Source organism: Rhabdothermincola salaria (assembly GCF_021246445.1).
GTDB classification, from domain to species: domain Bacteria; phylum Actinomycetota; class Acidimicrobiia; order Acidimicrobiales; family Acidimicrobilacustridaceae; genus Rhabdothermincola_A; species Rhabdothermincola_A salaria.
In genome coordinates this window covers 34,160-59,173 of record NZ_JAJQXW010000004.1, presented here as the reverse complement: position 1 = coordinate 59,173, position 25,014 = coordinate 34,160, and the positions used below count along the sequence as shown (strand labels likewise).

At 66.3% G+C, this 25,014-nt stretch carries 21 protein-coding genes, 1 pseudogene and 4 riboswitches; of the genes and pseudogenes, 20 read left to right on the top strand and 2 right to left on the bottom strand.

Annotated features, from left to right (window positions below; all coding sequences use genetic code 11):
* Positions 1–51: 51 nt before the first annotated feature.
* On the bottom strand, positions 52–714 hold the full coding sequence (locus LUW87_RS15575) for an HD domain-containing protein (RefSeq protein WP_232672128.1): 663 nt from the start codon (positions 712–714) through the stop codon (positions 52–54).
* A gap of 145 nt (positions 715–859) precedes the next feature.
* Positions 860–967, top strand: a riboswitch (SAM riboswitch).
* Positions 968–998: 31 nt separating this feature from the next.
* Here LUW87_RS15575 and LUW87_RS15570 point away from each other — a divergent pair.
* The 19 genes and pseudogenes from LUW87_RS15570 to LUW87_RS19360 all read left to right on the top strand — a co-directional run bounded on the left by LUW87_RS15570 (position 999) and on the right by LUW87_RS19360 (position 23,588).
* Positions 999–1,775: a hypothetical protein gene (locus LUW87_RS15570; protein ID WP_232672127.1), complete on the top strand. Its 777-nt coding sequence runs from the start codon at positions 999–1,001 to the stop codon at positions 1,773–1,775.
* 161 nt (positions 1,776–1,936) lie between these two features.
* Positions 1,937–2,281 (top strand): hypothetical protein, encoded by a 345-nt coding sequence (locus LUW87_RS15565; RefSeq protein ID WP_232672126.1) that lies wholly within the window; start codon positions 1,937–1,939, stop codon positions 2,279–2,281.
* 42 nt (positions 2,282–2,323) lie between these two features.
* On the top strand, positions 2,324–3,025 hold the full coding sequence (locus LUW87_RS15560; RefSeq protein ID WP_232672125.1) for a hypothetical protein: 702 nt from the start codon (positions 2,324–2,326) through the stop codon (positions 3,023–3,025).
* A 138-nt stretch (positions 3,026–3,163) separates the two neighbouring features.
* Positions 3,164–3,269: riboswitch (SAM riboswitch) on the top strand.
* 28 nt (positions 3,270–3,297) lie between these two features.
* On the top strand, positions 3,298–3,858 hold the full coding sequence (locus tag LUW87_RS15555) for a TY-Chap domain-containing protein (protein WP_232672124.1): 561 nt from the start codon (positions 3,298–3,300) through the stop codon (positions 3,856–3,858).
* Positions 3,859–3,923: 65 nt separating this feature from the next.
* A riboswitch (SAM riboswitch) is annotated at positions 3,924–4,014 on the top strand.
* A 7-nt stretch (positions 4,015–4,021) separates the two neighbouring features.
* On the top strand, positions 4,022–4,960 hold the full coding sequence (locus LUW87_RS15550; protein ID WP_232672123.1) for a hypothetical protein: 939 nt from the start codon (positions 4,022–4,024) through the stop codon (positions 4,958–4,960).
* A 96-nt stretch (positions 4,961–5,056) separates the two neighbouring features.
* Positions 5,057–5,163, top strand: a riboswitch (SAM riboswitch).
* 36 nt (positions 5,164–5,199) lie between these two features.
* Positions 5,200–5,475: pseudogene (locus LUW87_RS19450) on the top strand (hypothetical protein); the annotation flags it as partial.
* A gap of 35 nt (positions 5,476–5,510) precedes the next feature.
* Positions 5,511–5,762, top strand: coding sequence for a hypothetical protein (locus LUW87_RS15545; RefSeq protein WP_232672122.1), 252 nt, complete (start codon positions 5,511–5,513; stop codon positions 5,760–5,762).
* Positions 5,763–5,899: 137 nt separating this feature from the next.
* A complete protein-coding gene (locus LUW87_RS15540; RefSeq protein WP_232672121.1) occupies positions 5,900–6,655 on the top strand; it encodes a hypothetical protein in 756 nt (251 codons plus the stop codon).
* Between the two features lie 106 nt (positions 6,656–6,761).
* Entirely contained in the window at positions 6,762–7,352 is a 591-nt protein-coding gene (locus LUW87_RS15535) for a P-loop nucleotide/nucleoside kinase family protein (RefSeq protein ID WP_232672120.1), read from the top strand.
* Complete coding sequence (locus tag LUW87_RS15530; protein ID WP_232672119.1) at positions 7,349–8,590, top strand: hypothetical protein; 1,242 nt, start codon at positions 7,349–7,351, stop codon at positions 8,588–8,590. Before LUW87_RS15535 ends, LUW87_RS15530 begins: the two co-directional genes overlap by 4 nt.
* Positions 8,587–10,017 (top strand): hypothetical protein, encoded by a 1,431-nt coding sequence (locus tag LUW87_RS15525; protein WP_232672118.1) that lies wholly within the window; start codon positions 8,587–8,589, stop codon positions 10,015–10,017. The genes LUW87_RS15530 and LUW87_RS15525 overlap by 4 nt, the downstream gene beginning before the upstream one ends.
* Positions 10,014–10,607 (top strand): HAD family hydrolase, encoded by a 594-nt coding sequence (locus LUW87_RS15520; RefSeq protein WP_232672117.1) that lies wholly within the window; start codon positions 10,014–10,016, stop codon positions 10,605–10,607. The genes LUW87_RS15525 and LUW87_RS15520 overlap by 4 nt, the downstream gene beginning before the upstream one ends.
* A 249-nt stretch (positions 10,608–10,856) precedes the next feature.
* Positions 10,857–11,609 carry a hypothetical protein gene (locus LUW87_RS15515; protein ID WP_232672116.1) on the top strand — a complete coding sequence of 251 codons (753 nt, stop codon included), beginning with the start codon at positions 10,857–10,859 and terminating at the stop codon, positions 11,607–11,609.
* A gap of 119 nt (positions 11,610–11,728) precedes the next feature.
* A complete protein-coding gene (locus LUW87_RS15510; protein ID WP_232672115.1) occupies positions 11,729–12,466 on the top strand; it encodes a hypothetical protein in 738 nt (245 codons plus the stop codon).
* A gap of 264 nt (positions 12,467–12,730) precedes the next feature.
* Entirely contained in the window at positions 12,731–13,744 is a 1,014-nt protein-coding gene (locus tag LUW87_RS15505; protein WP_232672114.1) for a hypothetical protein, read from the top strand.
* 210 nt (positions 13,745–13,954) lie between these two features.
* On the top strand, positions 13,955–14,317 hold the full coding sequence (locus LUW87_RS15500) for a hypothetical protein (protein WP_232672113.1): 363 nt from the start codon (positions 13,955–13,957) through the stop codon (positions 14,315–14,317).
* A complete protein-coding gene (locus tag LUW87_RS15495) occupies positions 14,314–16,992 on the top strand; it encodes a vWA domain-containing protein (RefSeq protein ID WP_232672112.1) in 2,679 nt (892 codons plus the stop codon). Before LUW87_RS15500 ends, LUW87_RS15495 begins: the two co-directional genes overlap by 4 nt.
* A 17-nt stretch (positions 16,993–17,009) precedes the next feature.
* Entirely contained in the window at positions 17,010–20,318 is a 3,309-nt protein-coding gene (locus LUW87_RS15490) for a tubulin-like doman-containing protein (protein ID WP_232672111.1), read from the top strand.
* Between the two features lie 24 nt (positions 20,319–20,342).
* Positions 20,343–23,588, top strand: a complete 3,246-nt coding sequence (locus tag LUW87_RS19360) for a S1C family serine protease (protein WP_232672110.1) — start codon at positions 20,343–20,345, stop codon at positions 23,586–23,588.
* A gap of 425 nt (positions 23,589–24,013) precedes the next feature.
* On the opposite strand, the gene LUW87_RS15480 is transcribed toward LUW87_RS19360, so the two are convergent.
* Positions 24,014–24,349: a hypothetical protein gene (locus tag LUW87_RS15480; protein ID WP_232672109.1), complete on the bottom strand. Its 336-nt coding sequence runs from the start codon at positions 24,347–24,349 to the stop codon at positions 24,014–24,016.
* Positions 24,350–24,656: 307 nt separating this feature from the next.
* Here LUW87_RS15480 and LUW87_RS15475 point away from each other — a divergent pair, with 307 nt between their 5' ends.
* Complete coding sequence (locus LUW87_RS15475) at positions 24,657–25,001, top strand: hypothetical protein (RefSeq protein ID WP_232672108.1); 345 nt, start codon at positions 24,657–24,659, stop codon at positions 24,999–25,001.
* Positions 25,002–25,014 lie beyond the last annotated feature (13 nt).

The window sequence follows — 25,014 nt, the reverse complement described above, 5'->3', positions numbered from 1 at the left end:
GTCTCAACTACCGTCAACCGAACCTGCAGCAGACCCGTCCGCCGCAGGAGATCAGTTGGTGAACGGCGGCTTCTCGATCGCCTTTTCCAGCTTCTCTCGGGTGACTGACTCCTCTGGCTGGGCGACGACCTCAGCCAGAAGCCCGACCACGGCAGCTCGGAGATCCCTCGCCATCGCCTCGGAACGTCCGCCTTCGGCCTCGAGGGTGGGGCCAAGGGCATCGACCAGGCTCCGGTAGTACCAGAGCGTGCCGTCCCTCTTGGCGGCCTGATTGAAGCGCTTCCACAGCTCCGGGCCCAGGGTGCGATGGTCGGAGCGGATGGCGTTGAGGTTGTGGAGTTTGTCGGCGGCGGACACCAGCGCGGCCCGGGCATCGAGCGACTTCGCGTGCTCGATGTACTCCGTCTTCCTTGTCACCCAGTCGCGTTTCGTGGCCTTGTCGTCAGTGAACGAGTCGCTGACCGCCTCGACGATCCGGGCGACGCCGCATCCGAACTCCGCCTCGATGGCATCCAGCCTCATCCAGCCGCCCTTGTCCTCGGCCGCGTCGTGGAGGAGCCCGGCGATCGCCTGCTCCTCATCTCCGCCGTACTCGAGCACGAGCGCCGCCACCGCCATCACGTGGCTGAGGTAGGGGAGCTGGGTGCCTTTGCGGACGTCGTCGGCGTGGAGCACCCGCGCCTGGTCGAACGCTCGGGTGTAGCGCTGCGTCATCTGGGGCGGCCGATCGCCGTCGGGTCGGGATTCGGGCACGACACCCTCCGATTCATTCATGGAGCAGAACCCATCATGGCCGGTCGGTTGTGACGAGGCCAGGGACAGACGGCGTTGTCGCACCCCCTGCGTAGCGTGGTCTGTGGCTCACGAGCGGACGACGACTCGGGTACTCGGCCCGTCGTCCCGGCAACCGTCCACCAACGGTGCCCCGAGGGAAGAGCCGGCCAGCTCCACACGGCAAAGGTGGGACGCCTCGTCGGTGTCCCGGAGGAGGACACCCGATGCGCACCCACGAGTCCCAGCCCGTCCCCGACGTCGACTGGGTGTTCGGCTGCAACACCGTCCTCGGCTACGTCGCTCCCGGCCAACGTGACGTCCGGTTTAACGGACATCGTGTGCCCTACCGACCGGATCCCGACCTCACTCAGGGCGCTCGATGGTGCTCGACGAGCTGGCTGGCGCTCGAGCGCGGACAGCGTGGCTTCGCCGCCCACTCCCAATCCGGGCTGTCGAGGATGGGCATGTTCGTCACCGGGCAGGTGAACGGAGGTCTCGTCGTGGTCGTGGCCGACGACCACCTCGGACGAGCCGTCGTGCTCGCCCGAGCGCTCGTCGACCCGAGCACACGACGGGGCGAGGGCACCGCAGAATGGTCGATGGCGCTGGTCCGCACGCCCGGCCGGACCCGGCCTGCGCTGCGGTTGCATGGCACCCGGGAGCACGGCGTCGCCGAAGAGGTGATGGCCCGCCTGGCAGGCGAGGTGCCGGTGGAGTGGGCCTTCTCGTTCGCCAGCGGCATCGTCGACCGCCCTGACGTCGGCAAGCTTCTCTACCCGGACGGGACCACCTGGGCCGAGCTCGAGGGCACGATCTACCTCGAGGCCGAACCCGTGCCGGTCCGGCTCGTCGAACTGGCTGCCATCCACGGCAACGGCTTCGAGAACGCCGGCCGTTCACCCATCATCCGGATCGAGGACGAATCGTGGCGCCCGCTCGAGGACGACGAGCTCGCCACGGACCACGACCTCAGCGGGTGGACAGACCGGCATCATGGTTAGCTCCGAAGCGGCCTCACTATTCGCTGCGTAAGGTGCTCGAGCGGCTGTACAGCGGATCAAACGAAGGGGCGAACGGTCAGATTTCTCGAGGGCGAGCGGCAACGCCGCTCTGGCGTCCGAGCAGCTGGCGTGGTGGTGAACCCCGGAACCTGGGAGTCAGGTTGACAGAGATTTCCGAAGAACAGGCGTCGGCAGGCACGGAACGCCGGCTGACAATCGACATCGGCGTCATCATCGACGATGTCGACGCATTGCGTGAGTGGGCTGTTGGCCGGCTGTCGGACGGCTACAGCTTTGAGCCGGCCTGGTCTCCGCCGCCCGAGCTGCGGCGCGAGTTCGGCATCGACGCGGACGACGAGGTCAGCACGGTCGATGTGGTGCTCTCGACGTCTGACTATGTCTTCAGGGTCGACACCGAGGAGGGAGTCGTGAACCTGTTGGAGACGGTTCTGGGTGAGTGGGTCGGACACCAGGTCCCGGGCATCGACGTCGTGACGATCTGGTGACCTCGCTGATCCCTGCAGATGCCCATTCCTAGACTCCCTCCCATGAACGAAGACGCCCCAGTTCGGCCGTCCCTCGTCGATTACATGCAGGACCTGGCGGTATCGCTCCCAGAACCCTGGGGTGACGTGGCCGACAGCTCATGCAGCACCGTGCGGAAGGTGTCGAGCCTCATTCGGGCAGGGGGCAACAAGGTGATGTCGCCCAAGCTCCGTGAGGAGCTTGCGCGCGCAGCGGCAGCGGCCGGGCTCGAGACCGATCGGCCGCTGTCAGATCCGACCCTGACTCCAGACTGCTGGGTCCGGTTCGCCAAAGTGCCGTTCGCCGACGTCGGTCTTCTTGTGCCCAGCGAGAACGACCTTCGGCGCTGGGTCCTCAGTCGGGTAGGCCGACCCGGGCCATTCGTTCACTGCGACAGTCCCCAGGTCGAGTTCAGCATTCCTGGTCGCAAGCAGCGCATCGATCTGCTCCTCAAGGAGAGGGGCTCCGCTGGCCGGTGGACAGGCCTGGTCGTCGTCGAGTTCGAGCTGAGCAGCCCATCGGGCACGGTCGGGCAGGTGATCGACTACCTCAACCTCCTCGCCAAGACCGACATGGCGCAGGGCAAGTCCCTTCGCGGGGTCATCGTCTCCGCTGGCCGGTACCCCCGAGAAGACCAGCATCTGGACCGGGAGCAACCATGGCCGATCGAGTGGTGGGTCCTGAACGCGCATCTCGAAAAGGTGGCCGAGTCCCCGTCGCCATGACTTCCTAGGCCCTGCAGCACTACGAGGAGTGGTGCGAAGCCTGGGTGATGCCGGGGGCGCGGCGGCGCGGGTGCCTAGCAGAACCCTCCTGCCACGGTCCGGCGGAAGTGTCACACCCCCTTTGTAGTGTGAGAGGTGGCTCAAGAGCGGACGGCGTGAGAGGTACTCGGCCTGTCGTCCCGGCAACCGTCCACCAACGGTGCCCCGAGGGAAGAGCCGGCCCCTGTCACGGCAAAGGTGGGACACCCGAGGTGTCCCAGAGAGGACCCTCGATGCACACCGACCCCCACGGCTTCCTCGGCGAGGCCGACGCCGACCAGCGCGCTCCCGTCAGCGAATCGTTCCTCGTCAGCATCAGCGGGGGCGGCGGGGTCGACGCCTTCCGTTGCGCCTTGGTGCGCAAGTTCGCCGACCTCGTGGGACGCGGCTCGCACTGCGTGATCCTCGAGCGCACCTTCCTAGAGCGCCACTACACCCAGGCCCTGCTCACCCCAGTAGGTGCCCACGTCGAAGCCGTCGGCCACCGCTACCTCGAACCCGTAGGTCTCGAGCTCAGCGGCGACCAGATCGACGAGCTCACCCGGCGGGGCTGGCAGCCGCCCCTGGATCCCGACGAACACGACGGCGCACCCGAGAACTGGTGGATCGAGGAGCCGGGCCCGCATCATCTCGATGCCACCGCCGATCAGCTGTTGTCGACGCTGATCGGCGTGTACGGGCTCACGGCCGACGAACCGGTGTCGGTGACCGTCTTTCCCGCCGACTGCCAGGAGTGGGAGTGGGTGGACGACCCCACCGAACCCTTCGGCGGGTACATCGACAGCCTCGAGTGACACCCACCCACACTCCGCCGGCGACTGTGCGGCACCTATCCGACGCAGTCATGCGCTGGCTTTGCATCTCATCTTGACGACCTGAGGGGCCTGGCCCTGTGACGGTCGGGCAACCGACGCCTCGGCGCACGGTGCCACCGCCAGGACCGATGAGGAGGACACCATGTCGAACCCCAGCCCGTACTCCGTCACTGCCCGCGCCATGGTGAAGGTCACCGACCTCGATGCTCTCGTCACCCAGATCGACCGGCTCGTGAAGCTCAGCCCCAAGATCGAGCCCATCGAGGACGGCACCTACCGGGACGGGTGGGAGCGCCGCGAAGGCAGCTTTGTGCACCTCGACGACGACCCGAGAGACATGGTCAGGTTCGCTCTTGGGCTCCTGCATCTCGGGGCGAAGGGCATCGACGTCGAAGCCGACGGCTGGGTCGTCGACGACTCCGGTTCCAGCTTCGAGATCGAGCTGCAGGTCGGGGAGTGCGAGGTCGTTGGTCCCCAGAGCGCGGCCGACTGGCTCGGGGAGTTGGAGGGCTCCTCGGCGACGATCCTGCAGGCCCGGGTCGCCGTCCGCCTGCTCGAGACCCTCGCCGGGGCCGAGGCACGGGTCATCTCCCTGGTCGCCGAGCGCGCCGACGTCGAGCCGGGCCTCACCCTCGACGCACCCCAGTGCGAGATCACCCTCGTCCCTGGGGTGCCGGTCGAAGAGAGCGACCTACCGCCAGCCCACCAGCGCATCGTGGTCACCGACGGCGGCCGCCACTACGAGACCGACGAGAACGGCTACCTGGTGAACCGCCCGGCGGGCTACCCGGCCAACCGGTCGGGCCGGCGCCCTCTGCGCTTCGACGGGGACACGGCCAGAACGGTCGTGCATTTCCTGCACTTCATCCCGATCACCCGAGGCTTCGCCATGGCGTGGGTGCTCGACAACGCCCCCGGCTGGGACGCCAACGGGCTCTTCGGCGCCCTCGGCTCCGCCGGTCTCATCGAGCAACCGCCGTCGGCCGGCATGCCCCGCCTGGTAGACGGAGTGGGCTGGGTCGACATCGAACCGAGCGGCATCTCCTCCCGCATCGAGTTCGATTCGACGGCCTTTCGCTGACGGTGAGCGGCGCATCCCCCCGGTCGCTTGGTCGGAGCCTTGCCCGCGTTCCTCGGACGCCTCGTGCGTTGCTACGGAGGCTGTTTCGCACCAGGCGCTTCAACGAGTGGGTGCGCCTGTAGGTACTCGGCCTGCACCCCAGCAACCGTCCACCAGCGGTGCTCCGAGGTAAGAGCTGGTCGGGTAATCGGCAAAGGTGGCACAGCCCTCGGTGCCCACGAACATCCTTGGAGGACACCATGGCCACGTCAGCTTCCCCGCTCGACGACCCCCGAGAGCTACCCAGCCCGCGCCCACTTCAAGGGCGGTTCCCGCTCAGCGCCCAGGAGTCCGGCGAGAACCTCCTCGACCGGCTGGAGGCGCTTCTCGGCCAGCTGCAGGCCGACGGGGCGTGGGTGGTGATCATCGCCCCCGTAGGGCGACCCGAGGTGTTCGTGCAGTGCATCGTCACCGAGGTCGGCGCGCACCTCGAAGCGGTCTCCAACACCTACCTGACCGGTACCCCCTGGGCGCTGACCCACGCGCAGCACGACCACCTCGCCCGCCTCGGGTGGACGCCCCCAACCTTGCTGAGGACCCCTCCCTACGGCCCCCCGACTGGGACGACAAGCCCGACATCGCCCGGCACTGGTGGCAAGACGTTGGCGGGGCTGACGCCATCGCACGCTCGGCCCACTCCCTGCTCAGCACCCTCATCGAGGTCTACCGTCCCGGTGAGGTGCCACTCGAGGTCGAGACCTTCCCGACTGCCTGCCAGGTGTGGGCCTGGGAGGACGGCGTCCTGGAAGCCCTCGACACCTAGCCCGGGGTCATCTGACCATTCCTTGAGAATCCGGTGTCCAACGACGGGGGCACCACCAACGACGAACGACCCGAATTGGCACGTTGGCTGATAGACCAATGTGCGACCCGAGAGGTCGAGACACCAGGCGAGGTGTGATGGCGGTGGCGCGTCGTGCGGTGACAGCAGCTCTGTTGGCAGGTGGTCTCGTGGTGGCTGCCTGCGGTGGAGGGGATGGCGGCGGTGAGTCGGCTGACGGAGCTGGTCTTCAGGCTGCAGGGGAGAAGGTCGCCGCGGCAGTTGTCGCGCAAGACTTCGGCGTGTTGTACGGGCGGTTGACCGAGGAGTGCCGGGATTCCCTCTCGCGGGCGGACTTCAACGCAGAGATGACGGTGGCGTTTGCGATGGCCGAGGGCTTCGGTATTGACCTCTCGGAGGCGGAGGTCGGCGAGGTCCTCACTCGCGAGGTGACCGAAACGACCGGGGAGGTCGCCATCGAGTTTCTGTTCGATGGCGAGCCGTTCGACGACGGCGGCGGTTTCGAACCCTACGTCTACGAGGACGGGTCCTGGCGAACAGTTGACTGTGAGTTCTCGGGTGACTCCCCGTCCTCGGAGGACCGGGAGATCTCCGACGGTGATCTGCGTTCGAATTCTGAGGTCGCGGCGGAAGCCGCAGTCGAGGACGCGGTCGCTGGACGGTTCGGGGAGGAGATCGACCTTTCCGCCGGGCTGATCGTCACGGTGTCCGATCCAGTGGCCGAGACTTCCTCCAGGGTCTCCCCCAGAATCAGGTGTCCACCAAAGCGGGGCAACTCCACACCATCTCTGCAGCGAAGCGCCGGAGGTTCCCCGCACGTCGAGTCGGTCGGTGAGCGAGTGTCCCTTCGTATTGAGGCCCCTCCCGGGGAGTAGAGGCTGCCCGATTCAGTTGGCTAGCATGAGGACTGAACTGGCGATGCGGGGCTTCCGTTTGACGCAGACGTGCCGTCACTTGCTGGCAGGCTGGTGAGGGAGCGGAGTGAGGAACGAGACGACGACGCTGATACTGGTCGGAGGCTACGCGGGGTCGGGGAAGACGGAACTGGCGAAAGTCTTGGCATCGCGCACCAGATGGGCGCTCATTGACAAGGACACGCTCACCCGGCCACTTGTCGAGGAGCATGCCGCTCTACTTTGCGGCGACCCAGATGACCGACAGACCGACATCTACCTGGAGAAGATTCGCCCCCTTGAGTATCGGATCCTGCTCGACACGGTGAACGAGGTCCTCGATCTCGGCGCCAGCTTGGTGGTCACCGCACCGTTCCTTAGGGAGCTTCGCGATCCAGATTTCTACGACTGGATGGATGATCGCAGAGAGCTCGATGGGATCAGTGTCCATCTGGTATGGGTCCACGCGGACCTCGACACGATGCGCCGACGGCTCACCCATCGCGGTGCCGGCCGGGACCGCTGGAAACTCGCCAACTGGGACGCCTACCGTGCCGCCATCGACCTCTCCTTCCGACCTGAAGGACCGCACGACGTGTTCGACAACTCCCTCGACGGCGAAGGGACGATCGTCGACCATGCGGCCAGCCTTCTGCAGGCGTGGGGGCTTGTCCGATGAGCGCACTACCCAAGGGCTTGATCCTCTATGGGCCGCCCGCCACTGGGAAGGACACGGTCACCGCCATCCTTACCGAGGATCCTCGGATCGTGCACTTTCGAAAGCTGAAAGCTGGCGCCGGGCGAATGGAAGGGTACCGACGCACCGAAGCCGCCGCGCTCGACGAGCTGGAGCGCTCCGGAAAGCTGCTTTCGGTGGTCGCTCGCTACGGAAATGCCTACGCCATTGACTGGGCCGAGATCGAGCGTCTCGAGGAGGCCGGGCTCACCCCCGTGGTACACACTGCCAGTTTGGAAGAAGCCAACGCCCTGTCTGCGCGACCTGGCTGGAGGGTGTGCGGCCTATGGGCCAGTCGGCGGGTGACAGCCAGACGGCTTCGCGGTCGCAAGGATCTCGATCTACCCGCCCGGCTCGACCTGCGCTCGAACATGCTGCGCGAACTTGCCACCGCTCCTGCCGAGTTCGACCACTTCATTGACACCGACAGGCTCAGCGCGAGCGCGGTCGCGAAGCGTGTCCTCGCCGCGCCGGACCGGACTTCGGCCGCTCGTGGTGTCGACGACGCGGTCCGTGACCCGGACTTGGTCGTGGCGGTCCCAACGCTGCGAGACGCCTACGGTGACCTGGACTGGGAGGCCAACGCCGACTATGCGGCAGCGGTACGGCCCGGTGGCGTGTCAGTCCTGGTAGCCGGGACCGCTGGGCAAGGTGCACGAATTGCCGAGCCCGATCGCGCCCGCCTCATCGACGTGTGGTGCGATGCCCTTGGTCCAGCCCGGGTTGTCGCAGGCCATCTCAATGGCACAGTACCCGGACCGGTGCCGGGGCGACCGCGACCGTTCGTCGTTCCGGTAGAGCCGGGCGCCTACGGACTCGCCCAGGTCGGGCGCGCGCTTCCCGACGCTGTCGTCTACAGCCGAGCCGAAAGCGGTTGGAGTCTGCCGATCGACGCTCCAGAGCCTGGTGCCATCCCGTTCGCCGTCAAGTTCGCAGGACCTGGGAACCGCCCTGTGGCGTGCCGGGAGCAGCTGCGCTGGTGGCACGCGTCCACGCGGACCGCAGCAGCTGCGCTCGAGAACGATGCGGACGCGATCGTTGCCGCCTCACTAGCGGCAGCGGCGACTTTGCCGCTCCCCCGTCGCTGGGAAGATGTCCTGCGGCTCGCTGCGTCGGAGCGGGCAGATGCGGGTGAGGGACGCCGCTACGACGAACGTGTCCGAAAGGCCCTGGAGCGATGACGGCGACCACCCCGGTCGTGGTCACCGGATCAGACGAACTCATCGCCAACTGGGATCGCGGCGAACTGGTGCACTTCGGCGCTCCTGGCGCCCAGGTCCTGCGAGCATCTAATTGGCGCAACGACCGACTCACAAGGGTCCAGCATCTCTACGCTGCGGAACTCGACGTGACCGACGCTGTCTGGCGCTGCGGGCTCATCCTGGCGCGGTCCAGACTCGACACCGTCTCGATGCGCCGCTGCAGGAGCGCGGACGTGATCGTCATCGAGGACTGCACGATCGACGTCCTCGACATTCGCGAGTTGAGGGGAGGGGTTGCCCTGAACCGATGCCAGATCGGACAGCTGGTCGTACACGGAGCTGCACAGATCGCTGCTTCTGACGTCATCGCCACCCATGTGCGCGTCACCGACATCGGGGACGCCGTCGATGTGTCCGCATTGACCTGCGAGACGCTGCGCATTGCCGAGAGCAGCGGCGCTGACACGACTTCCGTGTCGCTGGTTGACCTGAAGGTTCGCGACGAGTTGCGACTCGAGAATCTTACGGCCGTCAATGTCGCCACACGCCGCGTCACTGCCGGCGCAATCCTGTTTCGCGATGTCATCGCCGAGGAGGTCGTGGTCGCTGACTCGCACGCAACTCGGGTCTCGGTGACCAGATTGCGTGCAGCTGCGGGCAAGACTTGTCCGGTCACGATCGGTGGCTCGGTGACCTCTTCGGTCGAGATTCAGGCAGCCAGCACTGACCGCCCTGCGGTGGATCTGACGATGAGAGGCCTTCGTGTCTCTGGGGACCTGCTGGTTGCCGGCTCCATGCACGTCGCCCTGGAGACCGGCCGAGTCGATGGGACACTTCGACGCGACCATGTCCGGAATTCAGGCACCACTGTCGTCGCCGACTCAGCGTTCGAGATCGCGACCGTCGAAGTGCCCGAGACCAGGATCCGCAACCGTCGCCAGGCGTTGGCCACCGCAACAGCGCTGCTCGGTCACGACGGCCCGACCGCCCTCGCGACACTCCGCCGCAGTCTCGACGATCGACCAAGAGAGCAGGACCAGGTGTATTTCGCTGAACGCTGCGCCAATGGCCGCCGAGGATGGGGAAGAGTTCCCGAGCTCGGTCAGCGGTGGACTTTCGGCTACGGAGTGCGACTTGCCGAGCCGCTTGCTTTCCTTGTCGGCGGCATCATACTAACCGCCGTTGTCATCGGCGTGGCCGCCCCCGAAGTTGTTGGCCCCAACGACGACCCCAGCTGGGGACGCACGGTCGCGTTGGCAGCACAACTGTGGTTCAACGTCGGTGTCGGGTTGCCCGAGGCGGCCCGAGGACCGGGTTGGGCGATCACCGCAGTGCTCCTGACCACCTTGGGACTCGTGTTCGTTACAACGCTCATCGGTATTGGCATCCGAAGGCTCGTCCGATGAGTACGCCCGTCTTGGTCCTGGACGTCGGCGGCGTCATCCTCGTGGACGCCATGCGGGAAGTACTGCGCGAGCTGGCTATCGAGTGTGGGTCCAATGAGCACTCCCTGCAGACCGCGTACCGTGGCTCGGGGCTCCGGGACAGCTTGTGGCGGGGTCAGATCTCGACGAAGGAGTTCTGGCCTGCGCTGGCAGCCCATGCCGATCGTCGCTTCCCCCCAGCGGCGGAGATGGACGCCCGGATCGTCGTAGCGAGCATGCCGCTGCCTGGCGCGGCCTTTGCTGCGCAGCACCTCGATCGCTTATTGCTCGCCAGCAACCACCGGACTGAGTGGCTCATGCCGGCGCTGGCGGCGGCGTCGGTGAACCTCGACCCGGACCGGATCGTCTGTTCGTCTGCAATCGGAGTCTGCAAGCCCGACGCGTCCTTCTACCACGAAGTCAGCTCGAGGATCGCCCGCCACTTCGGTCCCGACGCACGGAAGGTCTTCGCCGACGACCAGGAACGCAACCTCACGGTCCCGGCTGACCTCGGGTGGAAGACGATCCTGGTCACCTCCCCGGAGCACCTGGAGGAGTGTCTCCTCAGCTAGTTGGTATCGACGCTCGTGCGCGAACAGCGGGGTTTGAGTGGGCACGTCGACGTGGGAGGTTAAGCGTTGTAGTCGGGTGGACGGCATCCGTGCCCGGGCGCTGATCCGTCGTTCAGAGAGGTATGCACTATGGCCGGTCAAATGGCACCGGGCGAAGAGACGTGGGGGCTGGACCTCAACGAGGCAGCCGAGCTCATCGATGACGCACAGTCGGCCTTTCGGCGCGGCGTGCTCCTGCCGTTGTAGGGCGTGGAGAAGATCTGCGAAACGACAATTCGTTTCGTCCGGTTCAGCCCGGCGAGCATCGCCGATATCGACCTGATCATCGAGTACGCCCGCGAAGGGGTGGCCGGCATAGCTGGTGCTGACGGAGTGAAGGATCCCGTGCTCATCGAGTACTTCGACGAGCGGGTGGTGGGCGACCAACTGATCGATCTCGTTCAAGCTCGCCTTGACGTCCTCCTCGAATCACTGGAGTCCGCCGCCCAACGAGGAGATGCCGACGCCGCCAGCCAGCTCACCGACCTGTGCCGCACCGGTGTTCGCTCGCACCGGCTCCTGTTGTCCCTCAGTAGCGCAGCCGAGCAGATCCTCCGGACCGCGTATCGGCTCGGTCTCGTCGATGCGCTTCGCGACGCCGCGTCGCCGGCCAATGCCCACGACGGGCAGGTTGCGAGCCGCCAGCATCATCGGGCGGCCTTCGAGCTGGCCCTCAACCTTCTCGCCCACCTTGCGTCTGATCCCGAACGAGGCGCCGGCGCTCGCTCCGCGCTGCTCGACCTTGCTGGCTTCGTTGAGACGGCGGGCGAGGCGGTCATCCGACTTCCGATGCACCTGCTCGATGACGGCGAACGCCAGCGGCTGCTGACAATTCACGAAGCGCGCGTCGCGTTGTTCACCTCTGACCCTGTCCGGATTCCGCTCGGGCTCGAACTCCTTCGCGACAATCGCGTCGTCCGATCCGCCGTGTGGCAGGCGTTCGACGCCCGCCACATCGGCTGAACCCCCCCGGTCGAGACATGCCGAGAAAGCCACCTGCCCCGTCTCGCTTCGCAACGAGTTCCGGCGGTGGGAACCTTCTTCGCCCTACCATCTCCGCCGTGCGGGCATTGAGAGTGGTCGTGATCGATGACGATCACTGGAAGAGAACGGCGATGGCTCAGGAACTCGATGCCGACCCACGGATCGGGGTCGTCCACGTCATCGACCAGGACGAGGCCGTCCAGTGGCCACTCGAACGGTGGGAGGGGATCGACGTCGCCATCGTTGACGTCTTCGACGAGAACGCTCCGGCAGAGATCGGCACCGACGTCTTCTCCGGCATCTCCGCGCTCGACCGCCTCGGAGATCTGCCGGTGCGGACCTTTGCCATCACCCCTCATTGCCAGCACCCCCTGATCCAGCTGAGGATCCATCAGGCCAAAGCCGACTGGCTCTACCACCGATGGGAGGTCAATGACCCGGATCGGCTGGTCGCCGCTCTACTCGACCCCCAGCCCGACCACGTTCCGCAGCGTCCCGATGACGCGGTCCTTCGGCAGTACGGATCACATCGGGCGCACACCAACCAGGCGGTCGGGCTGTACCAACGCTCGGCGCTCTCGGGGCTCCTTCGACCTGGAATCGGCATCAAGTCGTTGCACCTGCCACGCCGTACCGTCGACGCCTTTCGGGTTGAGGTGGCTTGTAGCGGATTCGAGGGAACGGAGAACTTGTCGACGGCGACGCGCGTTCATCGCGCGCCGAGATGGCCTGATGTCCGCGACTTCGTGCTGACGCTCCTCGGTCGCCACTCAACGCCCTCGACGGAAGTCGACCGCGACGACGGTGGCATTTCGCACGGAGTCTCACGCCGGTAGGCCCATACGCCGAGCGAGGCTCAATCAGCCTTGTAGGTTCCCACTCGACAAGTGACCGGTCAGATCCAGAACGGCGGGCAGGTGGCACGGTGGACATGCGTTGGCACGACCTCGTCAACTGCAAGTGCAGTGGTGGCGAGCGGTCCGAGCTCGCTTGGCGTGTTCACTCGTGCCCCTCTGACTGCACAAACCGGCTTCCTACGATAGAAAGCAGCCTTCGGTCCCTTGGGGCGAGGCGGGACGCTCAACGAGACGGGATGTGAAGTGGACGGGAGCAGCTACATCAGGCTGAAGGAGCCCCAGCTCCGGGACGCTGCTCTGCCGTCGACCTGCGAGACGGCAGGAACGTCGGCTGGTGCCGTCTCTTCGCGCCTTGCGAGCGCTTCGTTGATCCCGCTCGTCGCGCTCTTGGCGGGGTCCCTGACGGCGGTGTGGCTCTCGGTCCGAACCGGTTCGAGCACATCTCGATTCGCGGGCCTCGAGGTGCCGATCCTGCGTTACGTCCTGTTGGCCTTGGTGGCCTGCGCTCTGCTCGGGGTTCTGATCGAGGGCTTGGTTCTGGATCGCTGGCCCCTCGCCGTTCCTGCGATCGCCGGCTCCGTCGTCCTGGTGCTCGCCGCGCTGTTGTTGATACTCGAGGAGGTCGCCGCCAGCCTGATCCCGACTTCGTTCCTGCCGACGTCGGTTCGGCGACTCACGGTGGATGTCTACGGCGGGCTTGGGATCTGGATGGCCGCGTTCGCGAGCCTCGCCTTGGTCGTCACTTCGCGAATCGATGGCGGCGCTATCGGGGTGGCACACAAGGTGTGGATGGGAGTCCAACGCCTTCCGCTTCGCTGGCTGGCAGCGTTCATCCTCGTCGGGGTCTCGGTCTGTGTTGCTGCGTGGTCGCGTTACCAGCCATGGGCGGCAGGCTCGGCCGGCATCGAGCGCATCGAGGTGCCTGGATGGTCGCTGCCCTTCGTGGGTCCGGGGAGTCTGATCGCCGTTGTGGCCTTGGGTGCGGCAGCCGTCGTCCTCACAGTCCAACGGAACCTCGTCGCGGCGCTCGTGCTCGTTGTGTCTGGGTGGGCGTTGTCGTTTCTCGCGGCGCTCGCACTTCTCGCAACGTCGACGCTGGCTCGCGTCAAGGTGAACCAGTACTTGCCATCGACTGTGGAGCGGTACGGGCCGTCGGTCGAGGTCCGTTGGGGTGCGTGGCTCATGTTCGCCACTGGGTGCGTTGCTGCCGCTTGCGGCATGGCGATCGTCTACTGGTCCGAACGTGAGATCCGATGAGCACTGCGCTCAGCGTTCTGGCGGTGGTCCTGCTGCTCGTGGTCGCCGTGTGGCTTGTGGTCTTCGGTGGGACCGGCGCCATCCTCGCTCGTCGGCGTGGCAGGACAGCACTCAGTGGGTTCCTCTGGGGAGCGCTCTTGGGTCCGATCGGCTGGGTGGTGGTGTTGGTCCGCCCCGGGGCGGTGCGGAGCGGGTTGAGGAGAGTTCCCGGTGTCGGTGGTGCAGATGTCGCAGCGATCGGACCGACAGTCGCGTCTCTCGAAAGTGGGGATGATGAGCTCCCGATTCACTGAGAGCCGACTCCTCCTGCTCGCGGGCGCGGTCGTGGCCGTCATGATCGCAGCGCTCGCGTTCGTGAGCGATGACGTGGCGGTGCGGGCCATCGGATGGTTCTTGGCCGGACCGGTCGCCACGACCCTCGTCGCGATGAACCGCAGTGCGACGACGCGGTGGAGCGCGCAGACAGGCCGAGTGCCCCCGCAGTGGCAGACGGTCGCGAGCGTGGCCTTGGTCGCAGTCGGCTTCGCCATCTCGATCCTCCATGCGAGCTTCGTCGCCTGGGAGCTGTCATGAGGGTCAGACTCGCGCTTCTGGCCATGGTGGTGACGTTGCTCGCGACGGCGGCACTCACTGGCACAGCACCGGCCCAAGCCCAGCAGCAACCCGCCGTGCCACCCGCCCTTGCGACACTTCGTTCCTGTCTCGAGCAGTCGAACGGCACCGCGCGACTGCTCGCGCTGGTGGTGGTCGACGAATCGGGATCGCTCAGGGACACCGACCCTGACGATCAGCGAGTTCCGGGTGTTCGGGCGCTACTCAGCGGACTTGCCGGCTTGACGTCTCAACAGCCCGGCGGAAATGACCTCGAGGTGCTCGTCCGCGTGGTGACGTTCGCCGAGGGCTACCAGCCCTTGGTCCCCGAAAGCGCGGATGCAGAGCCCGCCTGGAACGTTCTCGACGAGACGACCTTCGACCAACTGAGTGGTCAGGCGGGCGAGTTGGCCGATCGAGACGGCGGTGCCTTCACCGACTACTTGTCGGCACTGAGTGGCGCGCGCCGCGACCTCGCGATCCAGTCGTCCGAGCTCACCGCCGACGGAGGGCCGCCTCCGTGCAAGCTCCTCGTCTTCTTCACCGATGGCCGATACGACCTAGCCCTCGACGCCGACGAGGCTGCTGGTCGCCAGCTGCTCTGCGCCGACGGTGGCGTGACCGACGGTCTTCGGTCTGACGGCGTCGTGACCATCTCGGTTGGCCTCGCTTCAGGGCTCGACGACGGGTCGTTGCGCTTCCTCGAGGCGCTGACCGTCGGCCAAGCAGGTGGCGAGACATGCGGAACCACTGGGTCCGAGGCCACGGGTCTCTTCCTCACCGCGTTGAACGCGGACGATCTCTTCTTCCAGCTGGGCGCGATCGATCCTGCGCTCTTCGAGTTGTTCTGCCCGACACCCGACTCGCCGCAGTGCGATTTCGCCGTTCCTGATGGCTTCAACGGCTTCGCGCTACGGGCACAGACGCCCACTCAAGGGACGGCCTTCGAACTGACCTCTCCGTCGGGGGCCACCGTCATGGTGCAACCTGGCGACAACCGCGAGACGAAGCTCGCGGACACCGAGGTCAGAGTGCGTTGGTTCGGGGATCGCCAGGCAGAGGTGACGGCCGACGAATCGGCTGGGGCTTCCATCGTGGGGCAGTGGTCCCTCCGCTTCGTCACCGACGGGCCGCCAGACCCGGGCGCGGCAGGCAGGATCGACGTCCGACTTCGGGCTGACATCGTCCCCGGCTTTCGCGCCGATCCGACCCTGCGTGCCGGTGAGCGAGTCAACGTCGAGGTCGGCTTCGAACGGCTCGATGGAAGCCCGATCGATGCCTCGCCTGTGCTCGCCGGGTCATCGATCACGGCAAGCCTTCGGAATCCCGAGACTGGCGACACTGAACCACTCGCCGTGACTGGAACCGACGGTCGATTCGAGACGACGATCGCGATCCCCGAGGACTTCGAGGGATCGTCGATCGAGGTGGTGCTCGAAGCCACGGTCGCGCCACCGGACGGGACCGACGTTTCAGTGGCTGGACGAACCGTCACCGTCGATGTCCTCCCGCCTGCCACCTATCCATCTGTCAGTCCGGTCCCCTTGCGTCTTCCGGGAGTTCGGGGGAGTTCCGCGACGACGGGAACTCTCACCATCGCCGGCAGTGACATCAGCGACGGATGCGTGTGGATCGAAGGCGGTCCCGTCACGCTCCCGGCCGAGGCCGCCGACGCCGCGACTGAGGAGGTGCCGATCCTCTTGTCACCAGCTCCGCCGGCCGAGTCGTCGTGTCTCCCGATCCCCACGGGGGAGCGTCGCCAGGTTGAGATCACCGTCGAGCCGACGAGGTCGGCAGCCGGGGTGGCCACGGGCGAAGTTGCCGTCTTCCTGAAGAGCGACGCGAGCGAAGAGATCCGACGAGTGCCAGTTGAAGTCGAATTCGACATGCGGCCGCCGCTCAACGAGCTCCGTCGCTGGGTGATCTTCAGCCTGCTGATGTTGCTGGGCGTCGGGATCCCGATCGGGGTGCTCGTCCTCACAGCCAGGCGAAGCACCCTGCTCGGACCTCCCCAGCTGCTTCGATGGGCGGCGGCGGACGTGACGTGGAGTATCGCCCGAGGCCTGGAGCCCAGTGGTGACTCGCCCTTGGTTCCCGATGACTTCGTCGTTCTGGACGCCACCAGCGAGCGGAAGCGAGGTGTGCCCTCTGTGTCGGTTGGACAGCTTCAGGCTCAGCGGCGGTTCGGCACCACGATCTGGCGTGCGATCGCTGGGCTCTTCGCGGGTGGCGAAGCAACGGTGTCGCACCCGAGTGGTCTCCCGCTCGTGGCTGGTTCGCCGGGCCTTCCACTCAGGTCCTACCCCGACGAGCCATCCCACCAGATACCCCTGGCCATGGCGTCCACGTGGATCTTCGCCCTGCGTTCGATCACCAGCGATGAGGACGACACCGGCGAAGGCCCGGGAACGATGCACGGGTCGTTGACCTACATCGTTGCGGACGGCGCTCACTTCGACACCGACGCCGAACGCCTAGCCGTTCATGCCGAGGAGCGCATCGCCGAGGCCGCGTCCCAGCTCACCCAGCGTCGGCCTGCGGTCAAGCGGCCAGGCCGGCGGTGGGGTCCCACGTTGTCGAAGTCATCGACACCGGACTCCGACAACGCCGTCATCGACGATCTGGGTGACGACGATCCCGACCTTCCCATCTCATAGGCAATCTGGAGGACTTCGTGCAGCCCTATCTCTTCATCGGTGTTGGCGGCTCCGGCGGCAAGACCCTGCGATACGTCTGGCGTGAGCTGGACCGCCGTCTTGTGGCCAACGGCTGGGACAAGGCACACCTGCCGCGCTGCTTCGGCTTCCTGCACATCGACCTCCCCTATGAGTACGACGGGGGTGCTGAGACAGACATCCCCATCGTCAAGGACCTCGAGACCACCCACTACCTGGGACTTGGAAGCAAGGATGTGCCCTACGCGAACTGGGACCGACGAGCGGCCGAGGGAACCCGCGTCGAGGGTCTGGTTCGGTGGCGCCCCTGGGATCCGAAGCGCATCCCTAGTCCCGGCAAGGGGGCCGGCCAACGGCGTGCCGTCGGGCGCGTCGTTTCGGTGCTACAGCACGAGCAGATCTCGGCCGCGGTCACCCAAGCCATGGACGCCCTGGTCGAGGGAGACGCGCACAGCGACCTGCGGCAGCTGGCGACCACGCTGTCCGACGGCGACGTGTTCGGTGGCTCCGGCCACGTTGTTGTGGTGGGGTCGTTGGCCGGTGGATCCGGTTCGGGGATCTTCCTGGACGTCGTGGAATCGGTCAGCAAGGCGACGACAGCTTTCGGTGGCAACGCGGACCCACAAACGATCCTCCTGGCTCCCGACGTGTTCACCAACCTCGGACCGGACGCAGGCATCTACCCGAACGCCCTTGCGGCGCTCGCCGAGCTGGTCAATGCGTCCGAGAGCACAGGGATTCTTCCTTCCCCGGAACAGGAGCTTCGCAGCGGCCCTCTCCGAGATGTCGCGGGCGCCCGCCTGGGTCGCTCGAACTTCGTCGTCGGCGCATCGAACGGCGATGTGACCTTCGGTTCGGTCCGAGAGGTGTACGAGGCCGTCGGTCGAATGCTCGGAGCGCTCGCGCTGAGCCCCCGGCACCAGCAGCCGCTCGACCAGTACATCGACGTCAATGCTGCGGTGACGCCGGTGCGGCGCAGCCTCGGGGAGGCAGCGGCTTGCACCTCGGTCGGATATGCAGTGGTGGGCCTCGGCCGCCACCTCTTCCAGCAGTACGCGGCCGAGCGGATGGCCCGCCGCGTCTACGACCGACTCGTCGCCGGCCACGATGAGCGGGACCCAGATGTGCCATCTGAGGTCCGACTTGCCCGGGCGGTCGATGCTCGTTGGGACGGCGGATTCCTAGCCGCAACGGGCCTCAACGAACTGGGTTCCGAGTCCAACCAGGTCATCGACGCGCTACGGAACCTCGACGAGGTGAAGGACCGCGTCCAGGCCATGAAGAACGACGTGCTCGAATCGATTCGCGGCAGGGTCAACAAGTTCACCGGCAAGGACTGGCTGACCGCGCACGAGGGCGAGTTCAAGACTCCTGCGCTCAAACTCGAACAGTTCGAGACGAGCGAGCGACATCGTCGGGCCAAGGAGTGGACCGACACCATCCAGGTCCGCCTCGTCGACGCCGTCGTGCAGGAGGTCGCTACCTACGGCGTGCCCGTAGCGTTGCGGCTCCTGCAGCGGCTCGACGAGGACATCGAGAACTCGATCGCAGACCTCCGTAGAGAGGTCGATGAGCACCGCGAGAAGGAGCGCAAGTACTCGAGCAACGCCAAGAGCGTCCTGCTGAATTTCGTGGCCGAGTTCAAGGGCAACGCGGAGGAGCATGACAAGAGCAGCCAGCTCCGCGGGTCTGCGCTCCTCATGCGGTTCGAGGCCGAGACCGCGTCGCTCGCCGCCGAACTCCTGACCGACGTCCGGGCCAACCTCCTTCCGCCCCTCCGCACGTCGCTGAAGGGGTTCTTGGACCGGCTGCAGGTCTCTGCAACGCAGGAGCCCACCAAGTCGCTGATGCTGAGGTGGAGCTCCAACGAAGTGCCACCCCATCTGCAACCGGCAGCCAACGAGCTCCTCATCGAGCCAGCCAGCGGATTCCCCGCCACACTCGAACGGCTGCTCAGCGAGCTGTTCGAGGGCACCCAAGCAATCGATGCGGTCAAGAAGGGTGCAGAGGAGATCATCACCGGTGATTGGCCTGCGTATGACGGTGCCCCGCATGGGCAGACCCTGATCAGCTCGATGGCCAGCTGGGAGCCACAGGCGGGAGCAGCTCGCTGGGCGGATGCCGCAGCCTCGACGGCTGAGTTCCGCATCGGGCTCACCGCGGATCAGCTACCGAGGCGTGCTGCGCAATGGTTGGCCGAGCGGCAGGGCCCTGTCAGCGAATTCCTCGCCGAATCACTCGCCGAGTTTCTTAACGACCAGGCAGCAGCGGGGAGGAACACGAGTGCGTTCCTCGATGCCTTCACGCTGGCGCTGTCGAAGTCGCGGCCGTTCGTCTTCGTTGACTCCGACGTGAGCCTCGAGCTGCACGGAGCGACCGGTGAAGACACCTACACATCGGTCTCGACGATCCCTGTCGCAGCTGAACCGGGTACGGCCCTGTACGACTCTCTCGTCCAAGCGCTCACGACGGCAGGTATTGATCCCGGCGGCATCGTGTTCGACGCCTCGAACCGGGCAGCCGACGTCGACGTCATCCGTTACCCGACGATCAAGTTCCACCCTGCTGCTCTGAAGTCATTCACGGGCCCGATCGCCGAGGATTGGGGAAATCGCCAGGGCCAGGACGTCGGTCGCGCCGACTTCTGGAACTGCCGACGGTCCCGCACCCTCGAGGCGTACGTGCCCCTTCCACGCGAGCAGCTGATGAGCCTCGTCAGTGGCTACTTCCTCGCGGCGACGCTCGGCTACGTCGACCTGCCCGCCGACGAGCTCTGGTCGGCGAAGCAGCGTCATGTCTGGTCACCGGACGGCCCGCTGGCCCTGCCGCGCTATTTGCTCAGCGCGCAGGGGCGTGAACCGCGATCGGCGAAGGAAGTGCTCCCAGCATTGCTCGAAAGCTTCCCGCTGACGTGGCTGGCGGTCACAGCGGATCACTCGGTCCTCCCTGCCTACGAACGCCTCATGGACCTGGGGAGCACCCACGACGGTCGATGCCACGGGGAGGTCTCTGAGTGGGTGAAAAGTGGGGAGCGGGAGACCGGCACCGCCCCACATCCGGCCGGCATCACCGGTCTCGAGGTGGACTCGGCATCAGATGCCGACCAGCGGCGAGAGGCCTTGGCAAAGCGCCTGAACGGCATTGCGGCCACGCTCAGCGACCGCTCGGGTAAGCCGCTCAAGTCGAGCACTCCTCCTCGAGACATCGATGGTCTGCGAGAGATCACCGGACTCGTGGCCGAGGCGCTCTCCGTTACCGTCGAGTCGCTGCCGAGCGGCGGTGACCACGATGGCGATCCACTGATCTGAGCAAGGGCGGGCTGACGAGTGTTGGTGATCATCGCAACGGAGCAGAGCGGGGCCGCGCTCGCAGGGCCGCTACGAGCGTGGAGCGCGTCGCAGCTCCTTGCCCCTGTTCTGCTACTGACCCCGAACGACGACGAGGCACTCACATCCCGCGCCATCACGCACGGCGACGCCGCTGAGGTGTCGGCTATCGACGCCCTCCGTGGTGTGGATCTGGAGTCGATCGTGCAGGTCACGGTTGCGATCGGGTCAGAGGTCGAGAATCCTGACCGAGTCATCGCGGCATACGACCTCGCTTCATCGCTGCTGGAGCGGGCGATCGGAGCCGACGCGTGGGAGTCGTCTGCGCTCGTAGCAATCCCGGACGAGCCGGGCCGCGCCTGCAGCCCAGACCTGCTGCTCCCAACATTCGATCCGTGGATCGTGGTGGCGGCTGAAGACCGTGCTCACCCGGCAGGAGTGAACACCCTCATCGACCCTTCCGACACCCACCTGGCACAACATGCCGCACATGCCGTTGTCGCGCTCGCCGATGCCTGGTCGTTCACCTCTGGCGTGGAGGCGAACTACGTCGCAAAGGCGCGAGCCGCTGGCGCTGCCCCTGCCGGGGCGATCAACCTCGTTCGCTGCTACACCCGTCTGATCGATGCGGGCTATCTCGCGGATCACGTCGCTGCGCAGGTACTCCGTCCCGGGGTGCGGTGGCCCAACCCCGAGGTCAACGAGTTCGACGATGTCGACCTCGAGGACGACCAGAACCAAGCCGTCGCAAGTGAGTTCCTGCGGGTCCACGCTCCGACGCTGGGCCTCACCGAGGTACAACCGCTGGTTCACAAACGATCGAAACTCAGCCTCTGGGAAGCGATCAAGGCGGTCTTCCGATTCATGGTGGACCGGTTGCGGCGACTACCGGCGCGGTGGCTCGACGATCGCATCGGCAACCTCTACAACACCGTCGCCGAGCGTGTCGAAGGCATGGGGGCCGACGTCACGGTCAGGCGGTGGAGGGAACGCGAAGCCGGCGAAGCTCCCCGCGCCTTGCTCGATGAGCTAGCTGCTCGCAGGCTCAAGGTGGAGCCGGGTGCAGTCGGTCCGACCTGGGAAGACATGTGGCGCATGTCGATCGGTCTTGTCGATGGCACCGCGCTCCCAACGTCGTTGGAGCTGCCGTTTCTCGTGTCCGGTCAGAGGCGGTTGCTCGAGACAGACCCGAGATTGATCGTCCCGGATCCCGAGGACCGGCCGCCCGGTACGCGGGACCGCGCCGGGGTCCGCTCCTGTGACCCCAAGCGACTCGATCCGCTCGTGTCGTCTGCCTTCTTCGCCGGGCCAGGCCCGGACGACGACGAGCAGGGGAGTCCCGCCATGGCGGCCTGGTACGAGCCGCGCTCGCGTTCGCTGCTGTGGCGCATCGGGGTGGGGATCGCCCAAGCGCTCAACCAGGCTGAGCTCGAGCAGGTCCGGCCGTCGACCGAGGACTGGGATAACCTCGAGGAACTGGCTGCTGAAGTCGAGGAGAAGACCGGTAAGCTCCGGCGCCGGTACTTCGCCTGGCTGTTCGTCCGTACCGTCTTGGCCATCGTGGGCAGCTTCGCTCTCGTTCTCAGCGACCTCCCGGTGTGGGTGCAGCTCGCCGGTCCCCCGGTCGTGTGGCTCGTGTGGCTCTACCTGCTGGGACGTGGCTGGCAGCGCACCAGTGGGCGAATCAAGTCACTGGAGGATGGTGCCGCTGAGCGATCGGAACAGCTCCTGCACCAACTGTTCCTCGCCCTCGTCCGAGAAGCGGACTTCGAGCGCCTCGGATGGCGCTACGCCGAGTACCTCGATTGGGCCGAGATCACCGGTTGGTACCTCCATCGCCCGTTCGTCGGACGCGAAGGCGAAGACCTTGACATGGCCGACGCACTCGACCCCGAGTCCGTTCCTGCCGCATTCGGAGCCGGCTTGGGGGACGTCGGCCTCACCACGTTCGACACGATCTGTCAGGCGTCGAGGGCCAGGCTCTTCCTTGTTTCCTGGTTGAAGACCTACTACGAGACAGTCCGAGAGGCTGTGGTCAAGGACTGGCAGGAGAAGCGAGGCCTTGATAGCGAACAGGCCCGGCCGACCGGTTTCGCGGACAACACGCGGGGTGCGGCCTCGCTTCGGCGCCACCTTGTCACCGAGGCGCGGAAGGGAACTGGTCGGCGTCTCACTGACAACCCGATGTCGCCAGCGCTCCTCGAGCAGCTGTCGAATCGTCCGCTCACCAAGGTGATCGATGGAGTGGCACTGGTGGCAGAAGGAAGCGAGCACTGGCTGGCACCAGTGGGGGCATGGCTCGCCGATTCGACAGACCTCGCGGTGGTGGCCGACACCCTCCGTCCAACCGTCCTCCGTATCCGGGTTGAGAGTGAGGACGGCGGAGGTGGCGGCGCGACTGGCTTCGTGCTGCGGGGGACTGGCCTCGTCGTCACCAACGCTCACGTCGTCGAGAAGGCCGCGAAGGTCGAAGTCGCGACCGATGGCGGGGAGTGGGTTCCAGGGCGGGTGCATGCGGTAGCGAGTGACACTGACTTGGCACTGATCGAGGTCGACTCGTCGATCGATCTCCCAGTCGTTCGCCTGGGGACGTCGTCTGATCTCTCGATCGGAACCCGAGTGTTCACCCTCGGGTTCCCGAAGTTGCTCGATGGAGATCCAACGTTCTCGTCGGGTGAGGTCACCGCGGCCCGCCGGTTCGTGACCTACGGAGCAGGTCAGATGGAGGTGGTGCAGACCTCCTACGCCGCTACCGGTGGGGCGAGTGGCTCGCCGGTCTTCGACTCCTCGGGCGTAGTCATCGGGATTCATCAAGGTGGGGCCGAGGCCGACGACGACCAACGAGCGGCCGACTATCTGAGCTTTGCCGTGCCTGTCGACGCCCTCCGCCGATGGCTCACCGAGATCGGGGAGCTGACCGATGGCGCCACTCCCCCGCCCCTCCGGCTGCGCTCAGGGTCGGAGTCGGAGTTGTCGCTGAAGGACCCGCAAACCTTCTTGAACGAGGTTGCCGAAGCAGGGCTGGGCACCATCGCACGGGACCACGGGGGCGATAGCGCAGCGTTCAAGTCCCTATCGATCGTGGATAAGACGCTCACCGGTTGGGAAGCCGCTGAGCCGATCAGGTTCTTGGCACCGTTCCGCACGGGTGGCTGCGTAGTCGAAGCCGCGGCCCCGCAACCAGCGCCACGACCAGACGAGGTCCATGCTGAAGACCCTGGCTTGGCGGCCGACGCCAACGACCTGATCTGAGCCCGTGATCTCCAGTGAGCGCTCGTCAATCGCATCGCTTCGGCCCTCATCCAGGTCCTCCAGCGTCCTGGCGTGGGAGATCTCGATCATCGCCACCGCCGTCGCGCCGACAGCCCGCTGCATTCGACGGACGGCTCATAGTCGCTCCGATGCTGGGGTGGGTGTGGCCGCGTGATTCGGTCTACGTCTCCGGAGCCTCGTCGGGGGGTTGTCTCATATCGCGATGGGCTGAGATAGGTCGCGGTAGTAGGCGGCCTCGACCTCGGTGGGATTGAGGTCGTCGAGGTCCGGCGAGCGTCCGGCCGCGTGGTTCTCAAACCGGTCGTGGCCCCACAGCATTGGCGGCGAGTCCCCGCGCGACCGAGGCCCACGAACTCGTCGAGTGGGATGACGCCAGTAGGCGGCGCCACCCCCCCCGAACCCGATCACCGCTCGGGTCCTCCCCAGAGGTCAAAGACGAGACGCCATACCAACCGGACGACTGCGCCGCCGGGCACGATACCCGCGAGGTCGTCGGACGCTAGAGCGTCGCAAACGGCGGTGTGCATCTCGCGCACCGAAGACGCGGCGGCGATGTCGTGCTGGGCCTTGTCCGCTATGGCGCAGGCGACTCGGGCGCGCAACTCGGTCGTGACGGTGGCGTCGGCTGCCTCGGCAGCTGCGAGCAGCAGCCGGGTCTGGACGTCGAGAGTGGCCGCGCTGACGGCGAGCTCCCGCGCGCGGCGCACCCGGTCGGTGGGGGTGGTGTGGGGATCGTGCATCTGGGCCTCCTGGGCCTCCTGGGCCTCCTGGGCCTCCTGGGCCTCCTGGGCTCACGCTCGACGAGAAGGTCTCGCCGTGCGTCTCAGATGCAGCACCGCTGACGATGACAGGTCGGTTCAGGGTTGGTAAGGGCTTTCGGGCAGATCACCGTCTGGCGCTTCCAGGGCCTGTTTCCAGCTGGATCTCGGCCGTTCAAAATCCAACACGGAGTGGGCGCTCGGTTGCCGGATCGCATGCGCGCACCCTGGATCTGTCCGCGCGATTGGAGGGGCTCGGCCGCGCGCGGGTTCGTCCTAGGAAAGGGGTGTGACCAGACAGCCCCATTTGATCAGCGAGACCTGGCGCGGTGCCGCGCGGGCGCTACCGATCAAGCACGGCCTCGATCGCATCCTGGATCTCCTGGAGGAGCGCCTGGACACTCCTGCGGAGCCAGGTGCCGAGGTGCTGGACGAGCTCCTGCCGCTCTCGACGGGCCTGGTCGCGCTCGACCAGGTGCTGGCGGTGGTCTCCGTCGAGGCGAGGGCCGAGCAGCAGCTCGCACCGCCCGGCGGCAGGCCCCTTCGGCTCTCTCGGGATGAAGTCAAACACCTCTGTGTTCACTCAGAAAGGACGAGCTCCTCGACCCCCTGTGACGGCCATCGGTCCGAGTGATGTCACCGTCCCG

Coding starts and splice junctions, on each gene's coding strand:
- LUW87_RS15520 (WP_232672117.1), top strand. CDS start 10,014: ATGAGTACGCCCGTCTTGGTCCTGGACGTCGGCGGCGTCATCCTCGTG.
- LUW87_RS15575 (WP_232672128.1), bottom strand. CDS start 714: ATGACGCAGCGCTACACCCGAGCGTTCGACCAGGCGCGGGTGCTCCAC.
- LUW87_RS15560 (WP_232672125.1), top strand. CDS start 2,324: ATGAACGAAGACGCCCCAGTTCGGCCGTCCCTCGTCGATTACATGCAG.
- LUW87_RS15530 (WP_232672119.1), top strand. CDS start 7,349: ATGAGCGCACTACCCAAGGGCTTGATCCTCTATGGGCCGCCCGCCACT.
- LUW87_RS15495 (WP_232672112.1), top strand. CDS start 14,314: ATGAGGGTCAGACTCGCGCTTCTGGCCATGGTGGTGACGTTGCTCGCG.
- LUW87_RS15525 (WP_232672118.1), top strand. CDS start 8,587: ATGACGGCGACCACCCCGGTCGTGGTCACCGGATCAGACGAACTCATC.
- LUW87_RS15480 (WP_232672109.1), bottom strand. CDS start 24,349: ATGCACGATCCCCACACCACCCCCACCGACCGGGTGCGCCGCGCGCGG.
- LUW87_RS15555 (WP_232672124.1), top strand. CDS start 3,298: ATGCACACCGACCCCCACGGCTTCCTCGGCGAGGCCGACGCCGACCAG.
- LUW87_RS15570 (WP_232672127.1), top strand. CDS start 999: ATGCGCACCCACGAGTCCCAGCCCGTCCCCGACGTCGACTGGGTGTTC.
- LUW87_RS15550 (WP_232672123.1), top strand. CDS start 4,022: ATGTCGAACCCCAGCCCGTACTCCGTCACTGCCCGCGCCATGGTGAAG.
- LUW87_RS15540 (WP_232672121.1), top strand. CDS start 5,900: ATGGCGGTGGCGCGTCGTGCGGTGACAGCAGCTCTGTTGGCAGGTGGT.